Source organism: Pyruvatibacter mobilis (genome assembly GCF_012848855.1).
In the GTDB taxonomy this organism is placed as follows: Bacteria; Pseudomonadota; Alphaproteobacteria; order CGMCC-115125; family CGMCC-115125; genus Pyruvatibacter; species Pyruvatibacter mobilis.
In genome coordinates this window covers 688273-712682 of record NZ_CP051630.1, presented here as the reverse complement: position 1 = coordinate 712682, position 24410 = coordinate 688273, and the positions used below count along the sequence as shown (strand labels likewise).

At 65.7% G+C, this 24410-nt stretch carries 17 protein-coding genes; 2 read left to right on the top strand and 15 right to left on the bottom strand.

Annotation, left to right across the window (positions count from 1 at the left end):
• Positions 1-26: 26 nt before the first annotated feature.
• Entirely contained in the window at positions 27-1874 is a 1848-nt protein-coding gene (locus HG718_RS03300; protein ID WP_160588663.1) for an aminopeptidase P family protein, read from the top strand.
• Positions 1875-2355: 481 nt separating this feature from the next.
• Here HG718_RS03300 and ligA read toward each other — a convergent pair whose 3' ends face one another.
• The 4 genes from ligA to lpxC form a co-directional block, all read right to left on the bottom strand.
• A complete protein-coding gene (ligA, locus tag HG718_RS03295; RefSeq protein ID WP_160588664.1) occupies positions 2356-4485 on the bottom strand; it encodes an NAD-dependent DNA ligase LigA in 2130 nt (709 codons plus the stop codon).
• Positions 4482-6161 (bottom strand): DNA repair protein RecN, encoded by a 1680-nt coding sequence (gene recN, locus HG718_RS03290; protein WP_160588665.1) that lies wholly within the window; start codon positions 6159-6161, stop codon positions 4482-4484. The genes ligA and recN overlap by 4 nt, the downstream gene beginning before the upstream one ends.
• A 12-nt stretch (positions 6162-6173) precedes the next feature.
• Positions 6174-7004: an outer membrane protein assembly factor BamD gene (locus HG718_RS03285; protein WP_160588666.1), complete on the bottom strand. Its 831-nt coding sequence runs from the start codon at positions 7002-7004 to the stop codon at positions 6174-6176.
• A gap of 164 nt (positions 7005-7168) precedes the next feature.
• Positions 7169-8146 (bottom strand): UDP-3-O-acyl-N-acetylglucosamine deacetylase, encoded by a 978-nt coding sequence (gene lpxC / locus HG718_RS03280; RefSeq protein ID WP_027842749.1) that lies wholly within the window; start codon positions 8144-8146, stop codon positions 7169-7171.
• A gap of 516 nt (positions 8147-8662) precedes the next feature.
• On the opposite strand from lpxC, the gene HG718_RS03275 reads away from it, so the two are divergent.
• A complete protein-coding gene (locus HG718_RS03275; protein WP_160588667.1) occupies positions 8663-10447 on the top strand; it encodes a methyl-accepting chemotaxis protein in 1785 nt (594 codons plus the stop codon).
• Between the two features lie 201 nt (positions 10448-10648).
• On the opposite strand, the gene ftsZ is transcribed toward HG718_RS03275, so the two are convergent.
• From ftsZ to HG718_RS03220, 11 genes are all read right to left on the bottom strand, one after another.
• Positions 10649-12307, bottom strand: a complete 1659-nt coding sequence (gene ftsZ, locus HG718_RS03270; protein ID WP_160588668.1) for a cell division protein FtsZ — start codon at positions 12305-12307, stop codon at positions 10649-10651.
• 180 nt (positions 12308-12487) lie between these two features.
• Positions 12488-13855, bottom strand: a complete 1368-nt coding sequence (gene ftsA, locus HG718_RS03265; protein WP_160588669.1) for a cell division protein FtsA — start codon at positions 13853-13855, stop codon at positions 12488-12490.
• Entirely contained in the window at positions 13852-14838 is a 987-nt protein-coding gene (locus HG718_RS03260) for a cell division protein FtsQ/DivIB (RefSeq protein ID WP_160588670.1), read from the bottom strand. The genes ftsA and HG718_RS03260 overlap by 4 nt, the downstream gene beginning before the upstream one ends.
• On the bottom strand, positions 14826-15746 hold the full coding sequence (locus tag HG718_RS03255; protein ID WP_160588671.1) for a D-alanine--D-alanine ligase: 921 nt from the start codon (positions 15744-15746) through the stop codon (positions 14826-14828). Before HG718_RS03255 ends, HG718_RS03260 begins: the two co-directional genes overlap by 13 nt.
• Positions 15743-16690 carry a UDP-N-acetylmuramate dehydrogenase gene (gene murB / locus HG718_RS03250; protein WP_160588672.1) on the bottom strand — a complete coding sequence of 316 codons (948 nt, stop codon included), beginning with the start codon at positions 16688-16690 and terminating at the stop codon, positions 15743-15745. The genes HG718_RS03255 and murB overlap by 4 nt, the downstream gene beginning before the upstream one ends.
• The gene (murC, locus tag HG718_RS03245; RefSeq protein ID WP_244617787.1) at positions 16690-18045 is read right to left on the bottom strand and encodes a UDP-N-acetylmuramate--L-alanine ligase; all 1356 of its coding nucleotides are present in this window, start codon (positions 18043-18045) and stop codon (positions 16690-16692) included. The genes murB and murC overlap by 1 nt, the downstream gene beginning before the upstream one ends.
• A gap of 61 nt (positions 18046-18106) precedes the next feature.
• Positions 18107-19216 carry an undecaprenyldiphospho-muramoylpentapeptide beta-N-acetylglucosaminyltransferase gene (gene murG, locus HG718_RS03240; RefSeq protein ID WP_160588674.1) on the bottom strand — a complete coding sequence of 370 codons (1110 nt, stop codon included), beginning with the start codon at positions 19214-19216 and terminating at the stop codon, positions 18107-18109.
• Positions 19213-20394, bottom strand: a complete 1182-nt coding sequence (ftsW, locus tag HG718_RS03235; RefSeq protein WP_160588675.1) for a putative lipid II flippase FtsW — start codon at positions 20392-20394, stop codon at positions 19213-19215. The genes murG and ftsW overlap by 4 nt, the downstream gene beginning before the upstream one ends.
• Positions 20391-21851, bottom strand: coding sequence for a UDP-N-acetylmuramoyl-L-alanine--D-glutamate ligase (murD, locus tag HG718_RS03230; RefSeq protein ID WP_160588676.1), 1461 nt, complete (start codon positions 21849-21851; stop codon positions 20391-20393). Before murD ends, ftsW begins: the two co-directional genes overlap by 4 nt.
• Positions 21852-21867: 16 nt before the next feature.
• Positions 21868-22956, bottom strand: coding sequence for a phospho-N-acetylmuramoyl-pentapeptide-transferase (mraY, locus tag HG718_RS03225; RefSeq protein ID WP_160588677.1), 1089 nt, complete (start codon positions 22954-22956; stop codon positions 21868-21870).
• A complete protein-coding gene (locus tag HG718_RS03220) occupies positions 22956-24407 on the bottom strand; it encodes a UDP-N-acetylmuramoylalanyl-D-glutamyl-2,6-diaminopimelate--D-alanyl-D-alanine ligase (protein ID WP_160588678.1) in 1452 nt (483 codons plus the stop codon). The genes mraY and HG718_RS03220 overlap by 1 nt, the downstream gene beginning before the upstream one ends.
• Positions 24408-24410 lie beyond the last annotated feature (3 nt).

Sequence of the window (24410 nt, the reverse complement as noted above, 5' to 3'; positions counted from 1 at the left end):
CCGCCCATTGCGCCTAAATAGGGTGCATGGACAAAGCACTCGGTTTTCAGATCTTCTCCGACAATCCGGACCCCACCGTGGGCGCCCCGCGCGTGGCCAGGCTGCGCGCGGAAATGGCGCGCCGGGGGCTGGACGGCTTCATCATTCCCCGTGCCGATGAGCATCAGGGCGAATATGTGCCGCCGCATGCCGAGCGCCTGAAATGGCTGACAGGCTTCGGCGGGTCAGCGGGCATGGCCATCGTCTTGAAGGACAAGGCCGCGATCTTCATCGACGGGCGCTACACCCTGCAGGTGCGCGACCAGGTGGACATGGCGATCTTCGAGCCGCAGCATTTGGTGGACGAACCGGCGACCCGCTGGATCGAGGAAAACCTGGTGCATGGCGCGCGGCTGGGGTTCGACCCATGGCTGCACACGGCAGCCGCCGCCGCCCGCCTGCGCAAGGCCTGCGAGCGGGCGGGCGCGGAGCTTGTTCCCTGCACGGATAATCTTGTCGACGCGATCTGGGACGACCAGCCGCAACAGCCCTTCGGCGCCGTTGTGCCGCACCCGCTGGATCATGCGGGCGAAGACCACGAGGCGAAGCTCGCCCGCGTGTCGGACACGCTGGAGCATGACGACGTGCATGCCGCCATCCTCACCCAGCCGGATTCGATTGCCTGGCTGTTCAACATCCGCGGCAGTGATGTGAGCCACACGCCCCTGCCGCTGTCATTCGCGATCCTGCACGAGGACGGCCACGCGGATCTGTTCATCGACGACCGCAAGATCACAGCCGAAACCCGCGCCCATCTCGGCAACAAGGTGACCCTGCACGCCCCCGGCCGCCTGAAGGAAGCGCTGGAGGAACTAGGTGCGGCCAAAAAAGAAGTGCGGCTGGATATTGCCAGTGCCGCGGAATGGATCCATGAGCGCCTGAAGGACGCAGGCGCCGTCATCCGTGCAGGCGATGACCCCTGCGTGCTGCCCAAGGCGCGCAAGAACGACGCTGAACTCGCGGGCATGCGCGCAGCCCATATCCGCGACGGCGCGGCCGTGACGCGCTTTCTGGCCTGGCTCGACCGTGAAGGCCCCAAGGGCGGTGTCACCGAAATCTCGGCCGCTCGCGCACTGGAAGGCTTCCGCGCCGACACCGGCGCGCTCAAGGATCTGTCCTTCGACACGATCTCAGGCGCAGGGCCCAACGGCGCCATCGTGCATTACCGCGTCACCGAAGCCACCGACCGGCCGCTCAATCCGGGCGACATCTACCTGGTGGATTCAGGTGCGCAATATCTTGATGGCACCACGGACATCACCCGCACCGTGGCGATCGGCGAACCGGCCACCACGCCGGACATAGCCGATGTGCGCGACCGCTTCACCCGCGTGCTCAAGGGCCATATCTCGCTGGCCATGGCGCGCTTCCCCAAGGGCACGTCCGGCTCGCAGCTCGACGTGCTGGCGCGCAATGCCCTGTGGCAGGCAGGGCTTGATTTCGATCACGGCACCGGCCATGGGGTCGGCAGCTATCTGTCTGTCCATGAAGGCCCGCAGCGCATCTCCAAACTGCCGCATAACGTGCCGCTCGACCCGGGCATGGTGGTTTCCAACGAGCCCGGTTTCTACAAGACCGGCGCCTATGGCATCCGCATCGAGAACCTGGTGGCGGTGACGCAACCCGACGAGATCGACGGCGGCGAACGGCCGATGCAGGGCTTCGAGACGCTGACCCTGGCGCCGATTGACCGCATGCTGATCATTCCCGACCTGCTGTCGACCGAGGAACGCGCCTGGCTCAACGCCTACCACGCCCGCGTCCGCGACACCCTGATGCCCCTGCTGCCGCCGGAGGATCAGGCGTGGCTGGAGCAGGCCACGAAGGCTGTTTAGGCAGAACCCATTCTGAGGGGTTGCCTAGCTAAGCATCCCGCCGCAGCCCCGGGCTCGACCCGGGGCCTACTCGCCCACCCCCCAGCCCGCAGCAGACGCGAGTGGACCCCGGATCAAGTCCGGGGATACGGGGAATTGGGTGTCCTGCTCCGCGCTCAGAGTGCACCCGATCCTCCCATGGGTCCTCCGGTCAAGCCGGAGGAAGAGCGGGAGGGGTAGCGGAAAAAAGCCCACACTCCGTCACCCCGGACTTGATCCGGGGTCCAGGGGCAGCACGGGTGCCTTAAGAAACTGCCTGCCACCCCCTTCCCCCACGTCCCGCATCCCTCCGGCTTGACCGGAGGGCCCACTCGCTTCGGCTGTTGGGAACGGAGCGTGCGGCGGGTGCATGGCCACAGCCACGCGCACGTCGACAAGGGGTCATGAGCGTAGACCCTCCGGTCAAGCCGGAGGGATACGGTGAGGGGGACAGGCCATTGCGTCAGGAGTTTGCCATTTCGACCCAGGTGTCCTCGTCGATGACCTCGACGCCCAGGGACTCGGCTTTCTTGAGCTTGGACCCGGCACCGGGGCCAGCGATCAGCAAATCGGTCTTCGATGACACGGAGCCGGCCACCTTGGCGCCCATGGCTTCGGCGCGGGCCTTGGCTTCGGCGCGGGTCATCTTTTCAAGCGTGCCTGTAAACACAAGCGTCTTGCCGGCAACCGGTGAGCCTGATGTGTCTGCCTGTTCCACGGTCTGCGGCGTGACGAAGGACATGAGGTCGTCCACCACCTCGCGATTATGCGGTTCACGGAAGAACTCGACCACCGCGTCCGCCACCACACTGCCGATGCCGTCAATCGCCACCAGTTCCTGATAGGCGGTGCTGTCAGCCCCCTCGCCCGCCGCTTCCATGGCGGTGCGGAACGCCTCGAAGCTGCCATAGCTGCGGGCCAGCAGCCGTCCGGTCGTCTCGCCCACATGACGGATGCCGAGCCCGAAGATCAGGCGGCCGAGATCCGGCTGGCGGCGGTCCTCAATGGCATCAAGCAGATTAGACACAGACGTCTCGCCCCAGCCGTCCTTCTGCTTCAGCTCGTCCGCATGCGCGCTGATGCGGTAGATGTCCGCCGGGCTCTTGAGCCAGCCGAACGCGTGGAAGGCTTCGACCTGTTTGGCGCCGAGCCCGTCAATATCCAGCGCCGTGCGGCCGACGAAGTGTTTCAGCCGCCGGACAAGCTGTGCTTCACAAATGAGACCGCCCGTGCAGCGGCGCACGGCGTCAGCCTTGCCGGTCTTCTCATTGACGTCGCGCACCGCATGGCTGCCGCAGACAGGGCATGTCTCGAGCGGTTCGAACGCCTTTTCGCTGCCGGTGCGCTTGTCGTCCAGCACTCGCACCACCTGAGGGATGACGTCGCCCGCGCGCTGCACCACCACCATGTCGCCGATGCGGATGTCCTTGCGGGCGATCTCGTCTTCATTGTGCAGGGTGGCGTTGGAGACAACGACGCCGCCCACGGTCACCGGCTCCAGCTTGGCAACGGGGGTGAGCGCGCCGGTGCGGCCCACCTGGATCTCGATGTCGTTGAGGCGGGTGATCGCTTGCTCGGCAGGGAATTTATGCGCCGTGGCCCAGCGCGGGCTGCGCGACACGAAGCCGAGACGCTGCTGCCAGTCCAGCCGGTCCACCTTGTAGACCACGCCGTCAATGTCATAGCCGAGATCGGCCCGCTGCTCCTCGATGGCGTGATAATGCGCGATCATCTCGTTGATGCTCGCGCAGCGCTTCATCAGCGGATTGATCTTGAAACCGAATGTGCCCAACCGCGCGACCGCGTCCATCTGTGTGGCGGCCCCAAGTTCGGACACCTCGCCCCACGCATAGGCGAAGAATTGCAGCGGCCGTTTGGCGGTGATGGACGGGTCAAGCTGGCGCAGGCTGCCTGCTGCCGCATTCCGCGGATTGGCAAACGGGTCCTTGCCCGCCTCTTCCTGCTGCGCGTTGAGGGCCGAGAAGGCGGCGTGGCTCATATAGATCTCGCCGCGCACCTCGAAGATGTCGGGCAGAGCCTTGCCCTTCAGTCTGTGCGGCACGTCCTTGATGGTGCGCACATTGGCGGTGACGTTCTCGCCCTCCTGCCCGTCGCCACGGGTGGCGGCCATGACGAGCTCACCCTTTTCGTAGCGCAGGGAACAGGACAGGCCATCGATCTTGGGTTCCGCCGTGAACGCCAGCTCTTCCTCGGATTTGAGATTGAGGAAGCGGCTGATGCGCAGACCGAACTCACGCACATCCTCATCGTCAAACGCGTTGGACAGCGACAGCATGGGGACCGCATGCTTCACCTTGTCGAACTTTTCAGACGGCGCAGACCCGACGCGGCCGGAGGGTGAATCGTCCCGGATCAATTTCGGGAAGCGTGCCTCGATCTGGGTATTCCGCTTGCGGAGCTTGTCATAGGCGGCATCGGATATGACCGGCTTGTCCTCGCCGTGATAGGCCGTGTCATGCCGGGCGATTTCTGCGGCCAGACGTTCAAGCTCGGCGGCTGCCTGATCCTCGGTGAGGTCCCACACATCTACGGATGAGACATCTTCCGGCGCGGGTTTCTTCTTGCCGCTCATGACCCGGCCCCGATTAGCTGATCCGCGGCAGCGCGCGCCGCATCGGTGACGGTGGCACCCGCCAGCATGCGGGCGATTTCCTCGCGCCGTGCGTCGCTTTCAAGCGGCGTCACATGGGTGGCGGGCAGATCGCTCTTCGCCTTGCCCTTCACGCGCTTTTCGATCTTGAGGTGATTGTCGGCGCGGGCGGCCACCTGCGGGCTGTGGGTCACCACCAGCACCTGCACCGCCTGGGCAAGCTTTGCCAGCCGTTCCCCCACGGCCTGCGCGACGGCCCCGCCGACGCCCGCATCCACCTCGTCGAAGATCAGCACCGGGGCACCGCCACGGGCGGCCAGCGACACCTTGAGCGCCAGCATGAAGCGGGCAAGCTCACCGCCCGACGCGATCTTGGCAAGCGGCGCAAAAGGCGCGCCGGGATTGGTGGCGACTTCAAAGCGCACCCGGTCAAGCCCGTCCGGGCCGCCATCCGCATCCGCCACGATGTCGATCTCGGTGTGGAAGCGCGCCTTATCGAGCTTGAGCGGCGGCAGTTCCTTCGCCACCGCCTTGTCGAGCTTGCGGGCGGCTGTGGCCCGCGCGTCCGACAGCTTGCGGGCGCGGGCGAGATAGGCCTCATGCGCCTGTACGGCAGCCGCTGTCAGCTCCTTGAGACGGCCCTCGCCGCCTTCAATGTCCTCTAGCCGCGCCGCCAGACGCTCGGTGACCTGAGGAAGATCATCCACCGTGCAGCTGTGCTTGCGCGCTGCCGCCCGCAGGGCGAAGAGACGGCCTTCCACCTGCTCAAGCCGGTCCGCGTCGAATTCAAGGCCGTCCAGCACGGCAGCCACCTGCGCGCGCGCCTCCCCGGCTTCGACGACGGCACGGTCGAGCGCGGAAACAGCCGCATCAAGCCGGCCTGCCGCCGCATCCTGACGGGCTTCGAGCCTGCCCAACGCAGCGGCCAGCCGCGCCTCCACCCCGCCATCATCCTCAAGGGTGGCCAGGGCGTCGGTGAGGTCCGCGGAAATCTTTTCAGCGCTCATCATCAGCGTGCGCTCGCCTGCCAGCGCGTCTTCCTCACCCGGTTCCGGTGCCAGCTCGCGCAATTCGCCGACGGCGACGCGGAGATAGTCCGCATCCGCCCGGGCGCGCTCGATCTCTTCCGTCTCAGTCGCAAGCTCTGCCTGCGCGGCCTTCCAGGCGCCGTGCAGATCTGTGAGGGCGCGCACATCCTTTTCAAGGCCGCCAAAGGCATCGAGCAGGCCGCGATGGGTGGCGGCATCAAGCAGGCCGTGGGTGTCGTGCTGGCCATGGACCTCGACCAGCATGTCGCCGATCTGCCGCAACAGCGCGACCGACACCGGCTGGTCGTTGACGAAAGCGCGCGTGCGTCCATCCGCCGACTGCACCCGGCGCAGGATGAGTTCGCCTTCCTCCTCGATACCGGACTCTTCCAGCAGCGCCTTGAGCGCGCGGTTGGACGGTGTTTCGAAGATCGCGGTGGCGGTGCCCTTCTCCGCCCCGCTGCGCACAAGGCCCGCGTCTGCGCGCGCACCCGTGGCAAGGCCGAGACTGTCGAGAAGGATGGACTTACCTGCGCCGGTCTCGCCGGTGAGTGCGCTCAGGCCTTCGTCCAGAGCAAGGTCAAGCGCCTCGATGAGGACGATGTCGCGAATGGAAAGGGCCGTCAGCATGCCCGCGACTGCCTAAAAGACGCTCTGCCAGGCCCGGCTGATCCACGAGCCTTCGTCTTCGAAGGGCTGCAGGCCGTCATTGGCCAGCAGCGCATAGGAATATTCGTACCACTCCGAGCCCGGATAATTGTAGCCGAGCACGGCCGCGGCGGTCTGCGCCTCATGCTGCACGCCGAGCGCCATATAGGCCTCGGACAGGCGATGCAGGGCTTCAGCCGTATGCGTTGTTGTCTGGTAACGGGTGATCACCGTGCGGAAGCGGTTGATCGCCGCCACATACTGACCGCGATTGAGATACCAGCGGCCGATATGCATTTCCTTGCCGGCCAGGTGGTCATAGGTGAGGTCCACCTTGAGCCGCGCGTCACGCGCATATTCGCTGTCCGGGAAGCGGCGCACCACTTCTTCAAGCGCCCGCAGCGCGCGCTCGGTGGTGCGCTGGTCGCGCGCCACGTCGGTGATCTGCTCATAGAAGGACAGGGCCACCAGGTAATAGGCATAGCCCACATCCGGATTGCCCGGATGCAGGGCGATGAAGCGCTGGGCGCCGATGATGGCGCTGTCATATTCATTGACCTGATACTGGCAGAAGGCACCCATCAGGATCGCCCGGCGGGCCCACACCGAATAGGGATGCTGGCGCTCCACCTCGTCGAACAGCGGCACGGCGGCGCGGTAATTGCCGTCTTCCAGCTCGTTGACGGCGTTGTTGTAGAGCTCCTCGACAGGGGTCTCGACATATTCCAGCTCGTCCGCGTCATCGCCGGAACAGGCAGCAAGCACCAGCGCGGCGGCAAGGGCGGCGCTGCGGACAAGAGCGGCGGGAAACTGGAAATGAAGCATGGTCGAACCGGATTTGTGATGACGCCGGACGAGTCATCCCGCCCTCAGCGTCAGGACCCGCACAATAGCCGCTTCCGCCCATGCGCGGCAATGCGTGTGGACGCACCGCAGGGCATCAAACTGCCGTCAGAGGCAGGAGATTGGGAAATCGGATGGGGGGTTTATCAGGCAGGGGCCGCAACAGCCTGGCCGACCGGTGCGGAGGCGCCGGAAACCGCCCCGCCCGTCACCGCCGGCAGCGCCGTGGCCGGTGCCTCGGTGGTGATCTCGAAGGCATCGGGCTCCGCCAGCAGTGCCTGCACGAGCTGATAGTTGAAGGCATGGCCCGAGCGGACACCGCGATAGCGACCGATCACCGGCGCGCCGAGCACGAAGAGGTCGCCGATCGCGTCCAGCATCTTGTGGCGCACGAACTCGTCGTCATGGCGCAGGCCTTCCTCGTTGAGGATGGCGTCGTCCTGGATGGCGACGGAATTTTCAAGCGAGGAGCCGCGCGCCAGGCCGAGGCTGCGCAGGAATTCCACGTCCTTCACGAAACCGAAGGTGCGGGCATCAGCGATGTCGCTCTTGAAGGCGCCCGCCGCCAGCTCGACTTCCAGCTCCTGCTGGCCGATCACCGGGGTATCGAAATCAATGGAGAAGAAGAAGGACTGGCCGTCGAACGGCTCAAGCGACGCCACCTTCTGGCCGTCCACCACTTCCACCTTGCGCAGAATGCGCAGATAGCGGCGCGGGGCGGCCTGCTGCTCGATGCCGGCACACTCGATCAGGCGCACGAAGGGCGCGGACGAGCCGTCCATGACAGGCGCCTCACCGGCATCCACGTCGATGATGAGATTGTCGATGCCGCAACCCGCCAGCGCTGCCATCACATGTTCGATGGTGGAGACCGTGGCCTTGCCCTTGAAGGCGCCATCGGCGCTGATGGTGGTGCCGAGCTGCGTGTCGATCACGCTGCCGGCGACGGCGGGAATGTCCGCACCCCCGCCCTCTGCGGGCGACAGGTCGGTGCGGCGGAAAACGATACCGGTATTGGGAGCGGCGGGACGGAAGGTCATCGTGACCATGGCGCCGGTATGAACACCGACCCCGGTACAGCTGATGGCGGTCTTCAGGGTCTGCTGCGGTTTACTCTTGGCCATGTTTGCCCTGAGGGCCTTTCCATTCTGAACAGTCACGTCTCGGTCCCCCTTCATGGCGCCGCCCCCGCGTTGCGGGACGGAAGGCGCCTGCCCCCGGTTGATGCGCGCTCTGCGTGTGTGCAGAGCCCTGCCCGGCCGGACAATCGCCCCTCTTCCCCAAGAAGGCCGCGTCCGGCGTGCCTGCGTTCCCGGCTGGTTAACAGCCCCTTCCCGGGGCTGTCAGCCGCCCGCCGATACCCCAATATCGGCGGAAAAGCTGGAATTGCGGCACATGCGTGCAATCGCGCATGAACTTTCTACCAATGTGGCCGTCCAGCAACAAGTCACAGGGTGTTTCGCTGTGTTACACCGCAAGCCATTGTTTCTAAAAGCCTTTTGAGACGATCCCCAAGCTGTGAAACAGCGGTTAAGATTCCAATCACTATGAGACGATTACGGGTATATTTCGAATTCAACTAAACTTTAGGTTTTATCGGGCAAAACTTCTGCACGTCTCAGGACCAAGAGGTCGTTGCCATGATTACGTTCTTTCGAAACATGTCGCTTCTGATGAAGATGTCGGCATTCACCGCCCTGGGGGGCATTGTTCTCGGCGGCATTGTGCTGTTTGCCAATCTGCAGATCCGCACCATCGGTGTGGAGATCGCCGCGATCACCCAGCAGGACATTCCCCTGACCAACATGGTGACCAAGGTCACCGTGCATCAGCTCGAACAGGCCGTTGCCGTCGAACAGGCGCTTGCCGCCGGCTATGCAGCCGATACCGGTCATGCCGACGCCAAGGCGCTGACCAAGGCGATCACCCACTTCGAAGAAATCTCCCCGAAGATCAACAAGGAGATCATCGAAGCGGAAAAGATCGCCAATGCGGCAGCGGACACCGCCCACTCGGCGGAAGCCAAGGCGGAATTCGCAAAGGTCTACAAGAGCCTGAAGCAGATCGAAGCCGAGCATAAGAGCTTCGAAAAGCACGCCCGTGAACTTTTCACTGCCCTCAAGGCCGGTGCGCTGTATGAGGCAGACGACCTCGCCAAGGTCATCCACGCCGAGGAAGAAAAGCTTGAGCACGAGGTCGAAGCCCTCATCAACGAGCTGAACGGCTTCACCCAGGCATCCGCCAACCTGGCCCTCGCCCATGAGAAGCAGGCTGAACGCATTATCATGGTGGCCGGCGTTGCCGGTGTCCTGGCGATGATGGCAGTCGGCTTCGTCATCACCCGCCTGACAGCAGGCCCTCTCGGCGACATGCTGAAGAAGGTGGAGACCATGGCCTCGGGCGACACGAATGTGGAATTCGATGCCAGCACCAGGGATGAAGTCGGCGTCCTTGCCAAGGCGATGGAAGAGTTCCGCCTGCAGATGATCGAGCGTGAAAAACTGGCCGAGCGCCAGAAGCAGATGGAACGCGAGATGCAGATGGAAGAGAAGACCCGCGAGGCCGTGCTCAGCATGACCGAGACCATCCGCTCCAGCCTGTCGGAAGCGGTGAACGGCCTGCGCCGCAACGCGGAGACGATGACCGTCGCCGTGGACGGCATGGACCAGATCAGCTCCACCGTCATGGACGAGAACGCGACGGTTGCCGCCGCCGCGGAGGAAGCCACCGTCAATGTGCAGTCCGTCTCCTCGGCGACCGAGGAAATGGTGGCCGCCATCCGCGAAGTGGCCGAGCAATCCGCTCAGTCTTCCAACGTGGCGGACCAGGCCAAGGCGCTGACCGACGACGCCCAGCAGCAGATTTCCGGCCTCTATGAGGCGGCCCAGGAAATCGGCCAGGTGGTGGCGATGATCACCGACATCGCCGACCAGACCAACCTGCTGGCGCTCAACGCCACCATCGAGGCCGCACGCGCCGGGGAAGCCGGCAAGGGCTTCGCCGTCGTGGCCTCGGAGGTGAAGTCACTGGCATCGCAGACCGCCAAGGCCACCGACCAGATCGGCGGTCAGGTCGGATCGATCCAGAACGCCACCGGCAGTGTTGTCGAGATGATCGAGAACATCGCCCGGACCATCGGCGAAGTGAGCCAGGCCGCCGGTGCCATTGCCTCCGCGGTGGAAGAACAGGGTGCGACCACCCAGGAAATCTCCCGCAATATCCACGAGGCGGCCACCGGTACCCAGAGCGTGACCGAGTCGATCCACAAGGTCTCCGACTCGATCAACGAAAGCCGCGCCCGCGCCAACGATGTGCGAGTGGAGAAGGACGCCGTGTCCTCGGCGATCGGCTCCCTGGAAACCCAGCTCGGCAGCACGCTGGATTCGATCCGCGAGCAGTTTTCCCAGAAGGCCGCTGCGGCCTGACGGGAGCAGCCGCCCCCTCGGGACGTCCCTGCCGGGACACGAAACGAGAAAAGCCCTGCCGGTTCTCCGGCAGGGCTTCCTTTTTCAGGGCTTCGCGGAAACACCCCTCCAGCCCCGCCGCAACGGACCTTGCAGGACTGTGCGCCGGGGGACACCCCCCTGCCCGGCCAAAACCGGACAGGGCGGGTTCGGTGTAACCGGCTAGTTGGCCTGGCGGCGCAGGAAGGCCGGGATTTCCAGCTGCTCTTCCTCGACCGGATCCGGCGTCAGGTCACGCGCGGGTGCGGCGGCCGTCTGCTGGGTGGAAATGGCCTGGCGCGGGGCTTCCGGCGCCGGACGCTGACCGCCTGACACGGGACGCTGACCCATGCGCGGCTCCACGCGGCCCTGGGCAGCCGGACGGGCCGGCTGGCGCAGCGGCGTGGCACCGGCAGCTTCCGCATCCTCGTCGCGCGCACGGGCACCGCCCGTGATGCGCTCGAAGAAGCTCGGGGCCTTCTTGCGCGGCTTGGCCTGCATGCGCTTGGCTTCCGGGGCGATATAGGCAGCGCCCTGCTCGCGGGAAACGACGGCACCGCGGGTGGCGGCAACCGGTGCTTCCGGCTCGGCGACGGGCTCGCTGGCCACGGTCTCTTCCTCGGCGGCAGCCTGCTGCGGCTTGTGGATGATGACCTCGGCTTCGTATTCGGACGGGTCGATATCGTCACCCAGCGGCGGCAGCGGGTCCGACGCCGGAGCAGCGGCAGCGGTATCCGCGGCGGTGACAGCGGTTTCCGGCTGAGCCGAGACGGACGCAGAGGCCGCAGGCGCGGCTTCGGCGGACTGGCCCTTCAGGCGAAAGCCGCGCACGGGCTCGGAGGCACGCGGGGCCTGCGGCACCGGCTGCTGTGCTTCTTCGCAATCGATGCCGGTGGCCACGACGGACACGCGCATGGAACCGTCCAGCGCCGTATCGAAGGTGGAGCCGACGATGATGTTGGCGTCCGGGTCCACTTCCTCGCGGATGCGGTTGGCGGCTTCGTCTACCTCGTACAGCGTCATGTCCATGCCGCCGGTGATGTTGATGAGCACGCCGCGCGCACCCTTCATCGACACTTCGTCCAGCAGCGGGTTGGAGATGGCGGCTTCGGCGGCCTCGATGGCGCGGGTCTCGCCCGTCGCCTCGCCGGTGCCCATCATCGCCTTGCCCATCTCGTTCATGACCGTGCGCACGTCGGCAAAGTCGAGATTGATCAGGCCCGGGCGCACCATCAGGTCGGTGATGCCGGCGACGCCGGAATGCAGCACCTCGTCAGCCATGCTGAAGGCGTCAGCGAAGGTCGTCTTTTCGTTGGCGACGCGGAACAGGTTCTGGTTCGGGATCACGATCAGCGTATCGACGTAGCGCTGAAGCTCCTCAATGCCCTCTTCCGCGATGCGCAGACGGCGGCTGCCTTCGAACTGGAACGGCTTGGTGACCACGCCGACGGTGAGGATGCCCATTTCGCGGGCCGCGCGGGCGATCACCGGGGCGCCGCCAGTGCCGGTGCCGCCGCCCATGCCGGCGGTGATGAAGGCCATGTGGCAGCCGGTCAGGTGCTGGGTGATTTCATCCAGCGCTTCCTCGGCCGCAGCTTCGCCCACCTGCGGGCGGGAGCCTGCGCCAAGACCCTGGGTAATGGCGGTGCCCATCTGGATGCGGCGGTCGGCCAGCGACTGCGCAAGCGCCTGGGCATCGGTATTGGCGACGACAAAGTCCACGCCCTCAAGGCCGGACTCGATCATGTTGTTCACACCGTTGCCGCCGGCGCCACCGACGCCGAACACGGTGATACGGGGTTTCAGTTCGGTCTGCTCAGGTACCGAAAGATTAATCGTCATTGGAGGGCCTCCATTGGATGCGCTTGTGCGCTTTGTTTCCGCTCGGCCTCGCTGTTGATGTGTCGCCTTTTCTGGCTCCACTTATTCGCAACCGGTCTAGTGCCGGTTTTTACGCGATTCGTAGTCTTTGTTCTTGTCTATGTTCAAATGTTCCGCCTGCCGATGGAATTTTTGAACGTGTCAGAAGTTCTCCTTCAGCCACCTCCCGATCTTGGAAAAGCGGCCTGATGTTCCGGTAGCCATATCCGGATCGTCTTCGAGGATCTGCGGCGTCGCCAGTTCTGCCTGGTGTCCGCGCGCATACAGCAGAAGACCCGCACAGGCCGAGAACGCCGGCCCGCCGGTGGCTTCTGCAAGTCCCGTCACCCGCAGGGGACGGCCGAGCCGCACCTGCTTGTCGAGCACCCGCGCAGCAATGTCGCGCAGGCCGGTGAGCTGGCTGGCGCCGCCGGTCAACACCACGCGGCGGCCCACCATGCTGCCGATGCCGGATGCCATCAGCCGGTCGCGCACGAGCTCTAGCGTCTCTTCCACGCGCGGCTGGATGATGCCGGTCAGCATCGACTTGGGAATGTGGTTGGCAGCGTCCCCTGCCTCCTCGCCCACCTGCGGCACGTCGATCATCTCGCGCTCATCGGAGGGGCTGGCAAGGGCGGAGCCGTAAAGCGTCTTCATGCGTTCCGCATGCGCCAGCGGCGTGGACAGGCCGCGGGCAATGTCGTTGGTCACGTGCTGGCCGCCGATGGGCAGCACGTCCACATGCAGGAGGCTGCCTTCGACAAAAGCCGAAATGGATGTGGTGCCGCCGCCCATGTCGATGCAGACGACGCCGAGATCGATCTCGTCTTCAACAAGGGCTGCAAGGCCGCTGGCATAAGGCGCGCACACGACACCGATAGGCACCAGGTGGCAGCGCTCGACGCAGACTAGGAGATTACGCAGCGGACCGGGGGCCGCGGAGACCACATGCATGTCCACGCCCAGCCGGTCGCCGAACATGCCGATGGGGTCCGCGATGCGCGGGCTGCCGTCGATGGTGTAGCCGACGGGAATGGCGTGCAGCACGGCCTGGTCGTCGGTGACGCAATGGGTCTGTCCGTGTTTCAGCACGCGCGACAGGTCATCGCTGGAAACTTCCTGGCCGCCGATGGCGACACGCACCGAAAGACGGTGGCTGCGCGGCCCGCCTGCGGAGGCCGTGATCAGCACTTCGCGGACCGTCATGCCCGCCATGCGCTCGGCCTGATCGACCGCCGCACGGATGGCCTCTTCGGCAAGGTCCATGTCGATGATCGCGCCGGCACGCACGCCGCGCGACACCTTCTGGCCGATGCCGATGACCCGCACGGGACCGGCCACGGCCCCTTCAGGCGCTGCGTCCACGCGGGCGATGAAACAGGTGATCTTGGAGCTGCCGATGTCGAGCGCTGCGACGATGCCGCCCCGCCCCGCATTGCGGCCGGAGCCGCGCGCCGCGCCGCGGCCACGCCCCTTGCCGGCATGTGATGCCGTATCCCGCGCCTGTGTGGGCAGCGAAATCACGTTCATGCGTCGCGCCCCCCCTTACCAGATCGCGCGGTGAATGCGGCGCGCCTCTGCGCCGCTGACTCCGAATCAATGAGTATAGTGATTCGTCCGGGTACGCGCAGGTCTACCGCGCGGATATTTCGCGAAAGGACGCCATTTTTTGCGTCCATGCGCACAAGTTTGCGAAGTGAGTCAGAAATGCCACGCGCCGGCAGACGCACTTCGATGCCGTTCTGCAGCTTGAGGTTCCAGCGCCGGTCTGACACACGCACCGCCGCCTGCACCCGCGCTGCGAGCGCCGGACGGTCCATCAGTTCGGACATCAGCATCGCCGCCTTGCGGTGCGCCCCGTGGCCCACCACAAGCGGCAGATGCGCAAAGCGCGACAGGTCGTTGTCGGTGATCAGCGAACCGTTGCGGTCGATCAGCGACAGGCGGCCGCCGCGCTGCCACACCGCATAGGGTTCGCGCTCCACCAGATGCACATGCACCGTGTCCGGCAGATGCCGCGAGACGGTGGCGCTTTCCACCCACTCAAGGCGCTCAAGCCGCGCGCGTGCGGCGGCAAGGTCGAGATCGAAAATATACTGACCGCGCGTGACACCGAGGGCCGCCAGCACTTCCTGCGGCGCGGTGCGGTTGCGGCCTTCGACGGTCACCTCATCCACCCGGAGGCCGATGGCAGCGACCGCCGACTTGCTTTCAGCAACAATGGCGGCACCAAGCGCTGCCACATGGCCGCCTGCGAACAGGCCGAAGACAAGCGCCCCGACCACGAGACCGCCGGCCAGGGTTGCGAAGATACGCCCGCCGCTTACCAGCGCCCGCAGCCGCGCCAGGCCGCCCTCAGGCGCCTGGTTGCGCTTGCCGAAGCGGGCCTGCTTCTGGCGCGGCGACTTGAAGCTGCCGCGCTCGCGCGGCGTCGGCTGGGTGCGCCGGGCGCGGCTTGCGCTCGCCCGTGCCTTGGGAGACTTGCGGGCATTGGTCTTCGTTACCGCCGGCATGACGCATCCTCCACCATCCACGCCACCAGCTCGGGGAAGCTCATGCCCCCATGGGCCGCAATTTCCGGCACCAGGGAGGTGGGCGTCATGCCCGGCTGGGTGTTGACCTCAAGGAACACGGGCTCGCCGCGCGCCTCGTCAAAGATAAAGTCGGAGCGCGACACGCCCCGGCAGCCAAGCCCGCGATGGGCCAGCAATGACAATTCCTGAATGCGCCCCTTCAAGGTGTCATCAATGGGCGCGGGCAAGAGATGCTCCGAGCCGCCATCGGCATATTTGGCCTCATAGTCATAAAACGCCGTGCGCGGACGGATCTCGATCACCTCCCACGCCTTGTCGTCGATGACGGCACAGGTAAATTCGCGGCCCGTCACAAACGCTTCCACCATCACCTCGTCGCCCAGATCCCATTTGGGGTCGGACAATTCAGACGGCGGACGATTATCACCCTCGCGCACGATGAAGACACCAATCGATGAGCCCTGGTCCAGGGGCTTGATGACGTAAGGCACATCCATGGCATGGCTGCCCGCAGCCTCCGTGCGGCTCATCACCCTGCCCTCAGCGACGGGCATGCCCTGGTTGGCCAGAAGGTGCTTGGCGCGCTGCTTGTCGATGGCAAGCGCCGAGGCCAGAACGCCCGAATGGGTGTAGGGCAATTCCAGCACTTCCAGCACGCCCTGCACGCAGCCATCCTCGCCCCAGGGGCCGTGCAGCGCGTTGAACACGACATCGGGCTTCAGCTCGGCCAGCACCTGCGCCACGTCGTGCCCGGCATCCACGTCGGTCACGCGATAGCCCGCCTCGCGCAGAGCTGCCGAACAGCCGCGTCCCGAGGAAAGCGAGACCTCGCGCTCCGCTGACCAGCCTCCCATCAGCACGGCCACATGTGTGTCTGCCCGGCTCATGCCGCCTGCCCTTCCGCATCAGCCGCCGTGCGGCCGATGCGCTTGATTTCCCATTCAAGCTCGATGCCGCTCGCCTCTTTCACCCGCGCGCGCACATCCTCGCCCAGACCTTCAAGGTCGGCAGCCGTGGCGTCGCCCGTGTTGATGAGGAAATTGCAGTGCTGCTCGGAGACCTGCGCCCCGCCGCGTTTAAGCCCGCGCCCGCCGGCGGCGTCGATCAGCTTCCATGCCTTCGGGCCGTCCGGGTTGGTGCCGCCCGGGTTCTTGAAGGTGGAACCGCCGGTGCGGCTGCGGATCGGCTGGCTGCCTTCGCGCGACGAGGTGATCTCGTCCATCCGCGCGGCGATCTCGGCTTTGTCGCCCTTCGCGACCTCGAACAGGGCCGAGGTGAAGATAAGGTCCGGCGAGACATCCGAGTGGCGGTAGGAATAGCCGAAATCGGCATTCGACAGCGTCACCTTCTCACCGGCGCGAGTGACGGCCTCAGCCTCGACCAGCACATCCTTTGTCTCACGCCCATAGGCGCCCGCATTCATCCGCAATGCACCCCCAAGCGCGCCGGGAATGCCGCGATAGAATTCAAGGCCTGTCAGGCCCGCGTCCAGCGCGGCCTTGGCGAGCGCGATGTCAGGCACCGCGCAACCGGCGCGCAGGCGCGTGTCGCCTTCGCGTTCAATAAAGGTAAAGCCGGAGCCGAGCCGGATCACCACGCCCTCGATGCCGCCATCGCGCACCAGAAGGTTGGAGCCGACACCGACCACCGTCAGCGGTACATCAGCGGGGCAGCCCGCAAGGAAGACGGCAAGATCATCCGCATCCGCCGGCATGTAGAGCACGTCTGCGGCGCCGCCGACGCGGAACCAGGTGAGCGGGGCCAGCGGTGCGTTCTCCTTGTAGGAGCCGCGCACCTGCGGCAGGCGGGAAATGAGGGACGCAGATGCCATCAGCCCTGCCCCCCGGCGCTCTCAAGCTGCTGCGGCAGCGCATTGGCCCACTGGGTGATGTTGCCCGCACCAAGGAAGACGACCATGTCGCCCTCCTTCGCCTCGGCGGCCACCAGCGTCGGCAAATCCTCCGGCCCGCCAAGCTGCATGGCGCTCTTGTGGCCGTGGTCGATCAGCCCCTGGGTCAGCGTGGCGGAGGAATAGCCTTCGATGGGCTGTTCGCCTGCGGCATAGACATCGGCGACGACGACCATGTCCGCATCGTTGAAGCAGGTGCAGAATTCCTCGAACAGATCCCGCAGGCGCGTATAGCGGTGCGGCTGAACGACGGCGATGATGCGCCCCTTGGCAGCCGAGCGCGCCGCTGCGAGAACAGCGGAAATCTCGACCGGGTGGTGGCCGTAATCATCATAGATGGCGACACCGTTCCAGGTGCCCGTCAGCGTGAAGCGGCGCTTGACGCCGCCGAAGCGCGACAGGCCCTCGACGATCTTGTCATCCGGCACGCCCATCTCCCGCGCCACGGTGATGGCGGCGGCAGAGTTGAGCACATTGTGCTTGCCGGGCATCGGCAGCGCGAGATTCTCGATGCGGCGGCCCTCGCCCTTCACCCGGTCCGACAGCTCGACAGAAAAGACCGACCGGCCATCGACGAAATCAAGATCGACCACGCGCACATCTGCCTGTGGGCTCATGCCATAGGTGACGACCCGCCGGTCGCGCACGCGGCCCAGCAGCGACTGCACCTCCGGATGGTCGATGCACAGAACCGCAAAGCCATAAAACGGCACCTTCTCGACGAAGGAGCGGAACGCGTCGCGCAGCGTGTCGAAGTCGCCGTAATGATCCAGATGCTCCGGGTCGATATTGGTGACCACGGCAACGGTGGCCGGCAGCTTGATGAAGGTGCCGTCGGATTCATCCGCTTCCACCACCATCCACTCGCCCTGCCCCAGATAGGCATTGGTGCCGTGGGCATTGATGATGCCGCCATTGATGACCGTCGGGTCATAGCCTGCCGCATCCAGCAGCGAGGACACGAGCGAGGTGGTCGTCGTCTTGCCGTGGGTGCCGGCAATGGCGACGCAGCTCTTGAGGCGCATCAGTTCCGCCAGCATGTCCGCCCGGCGCACCACAGGCAGCTTGGCCTCGCGCGCAGCCACGACTTCCGGATTGTCGTCCTTCACGGCGGAGGAGATGACGAGGCAGGCCGCGCCTTCAAGGTTTTCCGCCCGCTGGCCGATGAACACATGAATGCCGAGGTCGCGCAGGCGCTTGACGTTGGCATTGTCGGCAAGGTCCGAGCCCTGCACCTGATAGCCAAGATTGTGCATCACCTCGGCGATGCCGCTCATGCCGATGCCGCCGATGCCGGCGAAATGGACGATACCGAAATTGCGTGCGAGATCGCTCACGTCACATACTCCCTGAGGCGAGCGCCTCGACAAGGTCCGCCAGCCGCTGGGCGGCATCCGGGCGGGCAACAGATTTGGCGCATTGGGCAGCCGAAACCAGCTGGTCCGGCGCCGTCATGAGTTTGGAAAGCTGCGTGGCCACCCGCTCCGGTGTGAAGTCCTTCTGCGGCATCAGCCACGCCCCATGGGCATCGCTCAAAACCTGCGCATTGGCAAGCTGGTCCTGATCGATCGCATGCGGCAGCGGCACCAGGAAGGACGGCCGCCCGATTACCGCAAGCTCGGTGACCGTGGACGCCCCGGAGCGCGCCACGACAAGCTGCGCTGACGCGAGCCGCGCATGCATGTCCTCGAAGAAGGCCGCGACCTCGCAGTCAACGTCAGCGGTCTGATAGGCCCCGCGCACCCGGTCGACATCCTCCGGCCGCGCCTGCTGCACGACCTTGAGACGTGCGCGCAGGTCAGCCGCCAGCCGCGCGACGGCGGCAGGCACGATATCGCTCATCACGCGAGCCCCCTGGCTGCCGCCAAAGACAAGCAGCGTGAAGGGCGCACCCTCCCCGCTCGGGGCATAGGGTGTGTCAGCCACGGAAATGATCTGGTCGCGCACCGGATTGCCGGTGAGCGTCAGCTTGGCGGCGTCCTTGTCTGACAGATATTTCGGAGTGTCGAAGGTGGAGGCGATGGCGGTGACACGCGGGCCCATCAGCCGGTTGACCCGGCCCAGCACCGCGTTCTGCTCATGCACCGCTGACGGGATGCCCAGCATGGTGGCGGCAAAAAGCGGCGGCAGCGTCGGATACCCGCCGAACCCGATGACCGCGCGCGCATCAAGCCGGCGCAGGATCTTCCGCGACATCATCACGCCGCGCAGGATCGGCACGATAGCCCGGGCCATGCCCAGCACGCCGCCGCCTGACGGCGTGGCGGAGGGCACGGAGAACACATCAATGTCCGGAAAACGCTGCCGGACGCCCGCCACCCGGTCATCAGTGATGACGGCGATGGCGTGGCCGCGGCGGGTGAGTTCCTGCCCCAGCGCCTGGCCGGGGAATAGATGCCCGCCGGTGCCGCCCGCGGCGATGACGATGGGACCCTTACGTGTGGTCATGCGGCGCCTCCGGCGAAAGAAGGCTGGCGCATGCCGGACATGATGCGCGAGGTGAGCGCAGCCTGCCCCGTTACCCGGCGGCGGGTGAGTGCCAGCAGCATGCCCATGGAGATGGCCAGCGCCAGCAGCGACGAGCCGCCATAGGAAATGAATGGCAGCGTCATGCCCTTGGCAGGAAGCAGGTTGAGATTGACGCCCAGATTGATGATCGACTGGATGCCGAACAGGACGGCAAGGCCGCAGGCCGCAAGCTGCACGAACCGGTCCTGCTCGCCCATGACGCGGGCGAAGGCGCGCAGCACGACGAAGCCGAACACCGCCAGCACGAGCAGGCACACAATCGCGCCGAACTCTTCCGCCGTCACGGCGTAGATATAGTCCGTATGCGCATCCGGCAGCACGCGCTTGATGGTGCCCTCGCCCGGCCCCATGCCGAGGAAGCCGCCGCGCGAGAAAGCATCCAGCGCCGTGTCCACCTGGTAGGTGTCACCGGAGGACGGATCCAGGAAGCGGTCGATGCGGCTGGCCACATGCGGCATCAGCACATAGGCGCAATAGGCCCCGGCCATGGCGAGACCCGCCAGCAGGGTGATCCAGATCCAGGGAATGCCCGCCAGGAAAAACAGCGCGCCCCAGGCCCCGGTGACCAGCAGCGCCTGACCAAAATCAGGCTGCAGCACGAGGATCGCCACCGTCAGCACCCAGAGCCCTGCGGCAATCGTATTGCCCGGAATGCCGGACGCCTTGTTGCCGCCCTCGGCAAACATCCACGCGCAGACGACAACGAACCCCGCTTTGGCGAATTCCGACGGCTGGATCGACAAGGGGCCGACGAACAGCCAGCGCGTGGCACCCTTGATCTCGGGCCCGGCGAACAGCGTCGCCACCATCAGCACCAGCGCCCCTGCGAACATCAGGCACGCCAGCCGCCGCACACCGCGCGGGCTGAGAAGCGACACGCCGAACATGATGGCCAGCGCCGGCACCAGATAGATGAGATGGCGATAGAAGAAGTGAAACGGCTCAAGCCCGATGCGCGTGGCGACAGCCGGGCTCGCGGCAAGGGACATGACCGCGCCCATGCCGAGCAGCAGCACGAGCGCTGCCAGCGTCCAGCGGTCCACCGTCCACCACCACTGCCCCACCGGGCTCCGGTCCGTGCGCGCCAGGCGGATCATGCGGCGGCACCTCCCCCTGCTTTTGCACCTGCGGGCTTGCCGTCGAGCACCGCCCGCACAGCGGTACGGAACGCGTCACCGCGCTTTTCAAAATCAGGGAACTGGTCAAACGACGCACAGGCCGGTGACAGCAGCACGACGGCGCCGTCCTGCCCGGCCGCATCATGGGCGGCAGCGGCCACGGCTTCTTCCAGCGTGCCGGAGAGCGTGTGGCGCACGCGGCCCTCAAGGGTCGCGGCGAAGTCCTGCGCGGCCTGGCCAATGAGATAGGCCTTCTCGATCTTCGGGAAATACTCGGTCAGCGTCTCGATGCCGCCTGCCTTGGGTACACCGCCTGCGATCCAGAAGATGCGGTCATAGGTGGCAAGGGCGCGGGCCGCCGCATCCGCATTGGTGGCCTTGCTGTCATTGATGAAACGCACACCGCCCTTGTCTGCCGGGTACTCGCCCACCTGCTCCATGCGGTGCGCGAGACCGGGGAAGCGGGTCAGCCCTTCGGCGATCTTGGCGGTGTCGTAGCCGAGCACGCGCACGGCCGCGAAGGCGGCGGCGGCGTTCTCCCAATTGTGCGCGCCCTGAAGGGTGGGAATGTCCGTGAGGTCGGCGGCCTCTTCCACCCGCGAGGAGCGCGAGTGATAGATCTTGCCGCCCAGCACATAGACCCCGCGGCCCAGCGCCTTGCGCGCCGAGACGGGAATGACCTTTGGCCCGCCCTCGGATGACCCGGCGGCTGCCTGATCGCCGCAGCGGGCGGTGCACAGCTTGGCAACGGGCTCGCTGTCGACGCCGAACACCGCATAGCCTCGCCCCGTCTGGTTGGCGAAGATGCGGTCCTTGACGGCAACGTAATTCTCGAAGCTGCCATGGCGATCCAGATGATCCGGCGTGATGTTGAGCAGCACGGAGACATCCGGGCGGAAGGAGGTTGTGAGATCAAGCTGGTAGGACGAAACCTCGATGACATAGACCGTGCCGTCCTGCGGCGGATCAAGATCAAGCACCGCGCGGCCGATATTGCCGCCCACCTGCGCATTGCCCCCGGCGTGACGCACCAGATGGCCGATCAGCGCCGTGGTGGTGGACTTGCCGTTGGTGCCGGTGATGGCGATCAGCTTCACCTTCTTGTCGGTGGCGTCAATCGCACGCTGGAACAGCTCCATATCACCGATGACGGGCTTGCCCGCTGCCCGGGCCGCCTCCACCAAGGGGTGAGGCTTAGGGTGCGTCAGCGGCACGCCGGGGCTCAGCACCAGCGCTTCGACCGTTGACCAATCGATCTGGTAGAGGTCTTCCAGATGAACGCCCGCTTTGTCGGCTTCCTCGCGACGCGCCTCCCCGTCATCCCAGCCCAGCACGGTGGCGCCGCCCGCTTCGAGCGCGCGCGCAACACCAAGGCCCGTCCGGCCAAGGCCGAACATGGCTATGCGCTTTCCGTCAAAACCGGGGACCGGGATCATGGGTGGGAACGCCTTTCTAGCGTAGCTTGAGAGTGGATAGCCCGATCATGGCGAGGATGATCGCCACGATCCAAAAGCGGATGACGATGGTCGGCTCCTGCCAACCAAGCTGTTCGAAATGGTGGTGGATGGGCGCCATCTTGAAGACGCGCTTGCCCGTAAGCTTGAACGACGCCACCTGCACGATGACCGACAGCGCCTCGACCACGAAGAGGCCGCCGATGATCACCAGCACGAGTTCGTGCTTGGTGGCGACCGCCATGGCGCCGATGGCCCCACCCAGCGACAGGGAACCCGTGTCACCCATGAACACCATGGCCGGCGGGGCGTTGAACCACAGGAAGCCGAGGCCCGCGCCGATGATGGCGCCGCAGATGATGGCCAGTTCGCCCGTGCCCTGGACGAAATGGATCTGCAGATAATCCGAGAACACCGCGTTGCCGATGAGATAGGCAATGAGGCCGAAGCTGGCGGCAGCGATCATCACCGGCACGATGGCGAGGCCGTCGAGCCCGTCCGTCAGGTTGACGGCGTTCGACGCCCCGACGATCACCAGCCCGCCGAACACGATGTAGAAAAAGCCGAGCTGCACCAGCACGTCCTTGAAGAACGGCACGGCGACATTGCCGGTCAGCTCTTCGGTCGACAGCATCATCACCGCCCAGACGGCAATGAAGGCGATGACGAACTCGATGGCAAGCCGCACCCGGCCCGGCACGCCCGCATGGCTGGAGCGTGTGACCTTGCGGTAGTCATCGGCAAAGCCGACGAGGCCGAAGCCCGCGGTGACGCCGAGCACCACCCACACATAGCCATTGGTGAGATCCGCCCACAGCAGGGTGGCAACAATGATCGACAGCAGGATCAGCCCGCCGCCCATGGTTGGCGTGCCGGCCTTGGCGACGATGTGGCTCTGCGGGCCGTCCTCGCGGATCGGCTGGCCTTCCTTCTGTTTTTTCTTCAGCCAACGGATGAAAGCCGGGCCCATCAGAAACGCGACCAGCAGCGCCGTCATCGTGGCGCCGCCGGTGCGGAAGGTGATGTAGCGGAACACGTTGAGGAAGGTGAACTGGTCCGCCAGCTCGACAAAAAGAAGATGCAGCATCAGACCAGCTCCTCATCAGTCGTCCGGCGCGGCGGCGCGGCCGGGCCGAGCGCCTTCAGCGCCTCCAGCACCCGGGCCATGCGGCTGCCGAACGAGCCCTTGATCATCACGACGTCGCCCGCTTCCACCTCGTCGGCCACGCGGGGGGCGAGGTCTGCGGAATTGTCCGCATACGCCCCGTGCTGGTCGGTCGGCAGGGCATCCCACAGATGTTCCATCAGCGGCCCGCAGGCAAAAACGAGATCAACGTCATTCTCGGCAATCGGCTCCGCGAGACCCGCATGGGCGGCCTTGGCCTGGGTGCCGAGTTCCAGCATGTCGCCCACCACTGCGATGCGGCGGCCGCGCGGGCCCGGCGGCGTATTGCCGAGCGCCTGCAGGGTGGCGCGCATGGAGGTGGGATTGGCGTTGTAGCTTTCATCGATGATGAGAAAGCGCCCGTGCGGCAGGCGCACTTCAAGACGGCTGCCGCGCCCGGCGGGCGGCTCGAGCTCGCCCAGCGCAAGGCCCGCCAGCGCGAGATCCGCGCCCAGGCTCTTCACGCAAGCGAGGATCGCCAGCGAGTTCATCACGATGTGTTCGCCGGGCACGCCCAGCTTGTAGGTGATGTCCATGCCGCAGATGGTGGCGGTGACATAGGACGCGTCCGGCTTGAGGCTCATCCGCTGCACGCGGGCATCGGCCATGTCGTCCCGGCCGAAGCCGATGACCTGACCGGCGCCGCACGCCCCGGCCCGCGCCTTCAGCCGCTCGAAATGCGGGTTGTCGCGGTTGAGGATCGCCACCCCGCCTGTCTGCAGGCCTTCGAAGATTTCGCCCTTGGCGTCGGCGATCTCCTCAACGGAGCGGAAATTCTCGATATGGACGGCTTCCACCGTGGTGATGATCGCCGCTTCCGGACGCACCATCTTCGACAGCGGCGTGATCTCGTCGGCATGGTTCATGCCGATTTCAAAGATGCCGTATTCCGTGTCCGCCGGCATCCGCGCCAGGGTCAGCGGCACGCCGATATGGTTGTTGTAGGAGGCCGCAGACGCATGGGTGCGGCCCTGCTCTTCCAGGATGTGGCGCAGCGCTTCCTTGGTACCGGTCTTGCCGACGGAGCCTGTAACAGCACAGATGCGCGCGCTGGTGCGGGCGCGGGCGGCGATGCCCAGCTTCTCCAGCGCCTTCAACGTATCCGGCACCATGAGAAGCGGCGCGTCATCCGCAAGACCCTCGACGGCGCGCGAAACCACAGCGCAGGCCGCGCCCTTGCCGAACGCCTGGGCCACATAGTCATGGCCGTCACTGGCATCGCCCTCAAGCGCGAAGAAGATGTCCCCCGCCTCGATGGTGCGGGTATCAATGGAGACGCCATGGGCCTGCCAGGCGGCGTGGCCCCGGGCCTCGGCCTCCATGGCGGCGATGGCGTCTTCAGCCGTCCAGAGCGGTATGGATGTGGTGGTCATGGG